Here is a 3,166-nt window from a genome sequence, read left to right as displayed (position 1 = left end):
TCAGCGGGTGAGTAGCTAGGTAACCGCCTACCGCAAGGGTGGCTAAGTGCCGTGGTGAAAAACCCCACCCGTATCACCGCAACCTGACTGTGCACGCACCGTACGGGTGGCCTCAAAATGGCTCTGTTCGGGAATGATCGCAACGGGCCAGAGGCTGGTGGATTTGCGTTGATTGATCTCCAGCAACAGCGGGCGCAACACGTCCAGCGGCGCGGGTTTGCTGAACAGGTAGCCTTGAATGAAGTCACACCCGAACTCGCTGAGAAACGCCAATTGTTGCGTGGTTTCGACACCCTCAGTCACCACGCTCAGGTGCAACGTGTGGGCCATGACGATAATAGCCTGAACAATCTCCATGTCCTGAGGGGATTGGGGGATGTCCTGAATAAACGAACGATCAATTTTCACAGTGTTAATCGGTAGCCGCCGCAGGTACGCCAGTGAAGAATAGCCGGTGCCAAAGTCGTCGATAGACAGCGACACACCCAACTGGCGGATTTGTTTGAGCAGGCCAATGGCACTGGAGATGTTGCCCATCAGCGCATTTTCGGTCACCTCCAGCTCCAGGCCATGGGGCGAGACCCCGGCCGCAGTCAACGCGTTTTCGATTTCGCCGACAAGGTCTTCGCGCGTGAGGTTCAGCGCAGAGTAGTTTACGGTAATGATCAGTGGGTCGAATCCTTCGGCGCGTAACAGGCTCAAATCCTTGCAGGCGCGCTTCAATACCCAATTATCCAATTCGGCTATCAGGCCGTTGGCTTCGGCAATGCCAATAAAGCGGTCCGGTAGCAGCAAGCCATGGTGTGGATGCTGCCAGCGCACCAGTGCCTCTAGTTTGGCGACATGCCCGGTTTTCAGGTCGACTATCGGCTGATAGTGCAGTAACAGGCCGTCACCTTCACGCAACGCGTGACGCAGTTCCTCTTCGAGTTGCAGTTCGAGGGTGGCTTTGGTTTTTAAATTAGAATTGAAGTAATGCAACGCATTGCGCCCATTTCCTTTGGACTCATAAAGTGCCAGGTCGGCATTCCTCAACAGTTCTTCGCACGTTTTACCGTCGTCGGGAAATACGCTGATACCGATACTGGTGGTCATCACCATGGCCCGCCCGGCCAGTACGGCCGGTTCCTTCATGGCAAGCATGACCCGTTGCGCCATATGACGCGCTTCGTCGCGATTATTCAGCGTGACCAGGATGCAAAACTCGTCACCGCCGAAACGCGCGACCACGTCTTTAGCACGAGTTGCACTGCGGATACGCAGGGCGATCACTTTGAGCAACTCATCACCTGCATCATGGCCGAGGCTGTCATTGATCCGTTTGAAGTGATCGATGTCGAGAAACATCACCGCCAGCATTCCTGCGCTCTGGGTTTTCTCAAGCAACCTTTCAGCGAAGATTTGGTTGAAACCGCGACGGTTGATCATGTTGGTCAGCGCGTCGTAATGGGCCACCTGTTGCAGTGACCTACGCGCCTGATCGAGTTGACTGAGCAGGGCATTGACCCGCCGTAGATCATGTTCTTTGTCTTGCAGCTTTTTGTCAGCCAATGCGGCACTGATGCTGCCGCCGATGATCAGCAGCACGATCAGTGCAATGTTCAGGCTCAGTTGCAGGTTGTTATGGGTGGAAGGCAACTGCAGGGCACTGCCCGAGGGAACAAACAGGTTCAACGACCACATCCCAACGAAATGTGTACTAATGATGCCAGCGCCCATGACCAGACTGGCGCCAACCTTGAGCGATTGATGGAGCCATCCGCTGCCCCTGCGTAAACGCGTGGTCAGTAAAAGGCCGGCAAGGCTTGTTGCAGTGGCCATGGCGAACGACAGGGCGGCCAAGCGCGGTTCGTAATATTGAGTGGCGTTAGAGCGCAAGGCTGACACCCCGATGTAATGCATAACGGTAATGCCCAGGCCGACAAGGGTGGCTGTTAGCACATATTGGCCAGCGCTCAGGTACGGGCGACTGAGTGCTCGCATTGCTACAAGCGCTGCAATCATCACAACCAGCAGAGAGGCAATAGTCAAAAGCAGGCCGTAATGGACGTCAATTGGAGCCCTAAACGCGAGCATGTTGATGAAATGCATGGCCCAGACGCCTAGCGCCAGGCACATGGCGCCCAGCCAACACCAAAGCCGCCGGTACACTGGCTTTTCCACGTGACCGATGCGCTCTGCAATGTTCAGCGTGGCATAGCTCGCCGCACAGGCAACCACATACGCCAGCGACGCTAACGCAAGGTTATGCTCGCAATGCAGCAACAGTTCCCCGTTCGCCGGAAGATCGGCGACAAAACGTAAACCCAGCCAGCTCATTGCGCGCCCTATTTGCTCAATATCAGGGTAGCCACGTCTTCTAGGACGGTGGCGAGTCGCTGGGGAGTATAGGAGCTGAAATGCAGCGCTTCCCCGTAATGGCTATCTGGCATAAACCGATTCGGTATTGTGTTGATAGCGAATAGTTCTAAATCTGCAAGTGACTGTCGATCACCTGTTATCAGCGTAACGAATGTTTACAGACAGATTCGTTTTCGGGTTCTAAATTGCAAATCCAGGCTCGATTGAATCAGGCATTTGCACGCGTGTTTTCGTTCGGCTGCGCAGGACACCGAATAACAATAAAGAGACGGACCCCATGCAGAACTCGACCCAAGCGGAGAATGCCTGGCGCATTCTGTTCCTGTTATTCCTGGCAAATCTGTTCAACTTCTACGACCGGACCATTCCGGCCATCATCATTGAACCGTTACGTTTGGAATGGCATCTGAGTGACTTTCAAATTGGGATAATCGGCACGGCGTTCACCCTCGTGTATGCCGTCGCCGGGCTACCGTTGGGTCGTATGGCCGACACTGGCTCGCGTCGCAAGTTAATGGGTTGGGGCTTGGCGACGTGGAGTGGTCTGACAGCGATCAACGGCTTGGTCGGCAGCTTTTGGGGATTTCTGCTGGTGCGCATGGGCATCGGCATTGGTGAAGCCAGTTATGCCCCGGCTGCGAACTCATTGATTGGTGATTTGTTTCCTGCGCACCGGCGCGCACGGGCCATGGGCATTTTCATGCTCGGCTTGCCATTGGGGCTACTGCTGGCCTTCTTTACCACCGGGGCGATGGTCAAGGCGTTCGACTCGTGGCGCGTGCCGTTTTTCATCGCGGCAGCACCT

2 protein-coding genes are annotated in these 3,166 nt (G+C 55.1%); one reads left to right on the top strand and one right to left on the bottom strand.

Features of this window, described 5'->3' with window-relative positions; genetic code table 11:
* Nucleotides 1-42: 42 nt before the first annotated feature.
* Nucleotides 43-2,319 carry an EAL domain-containing protein gene (locus tag M0974_RS03420; RefSeq protein WP_297832812.1) on the bottom strand — a complete coding sequence of 759 codons (2,277 nt, stop codon included), beginning with the start codon at nt 2,317-2,319 and terminating at the stop codon, nt 43-45.
* Nucleotides 2,320-2,638: 319 nt separating this feature from the next.
* Between M0974_RS03420 and M0974_RS03415 the strand changes: the two genes are divergently transcribed.
* A partial coding sequence (locus M0974_RS03415) for an MFS transporter (RefSeq protein ID WP_297832809.1) occupies nt 2,639-3,166 on the top strand: 528 nt, incomplete at its 3' end.

It is taken from the genome of Pseudomonas sp., assembly GCF_026224925.1.
Taxonomy (GTDB): domain Bacteria; phylum Pseudomonadota; class Gammaproteobacteria; order Pseudomonadales; family Pseudomonadaceae; genus Aquipseudomonas.
The sequence above is the reverse complement of the archived record's forward strand: the minus strand, read 5'-3'. Positions and strand labels throughout refer to the sequence as shown.

Coding starts and splice junctions, on each gene's coding strand:
- M0974_RS03420 (WP_297832812.1), bottom strand. CDS start 2,319: ATGAGCTGGCTGGGTTTACGTTTTGTCGCCGATCTTCCGGCGAACGGG.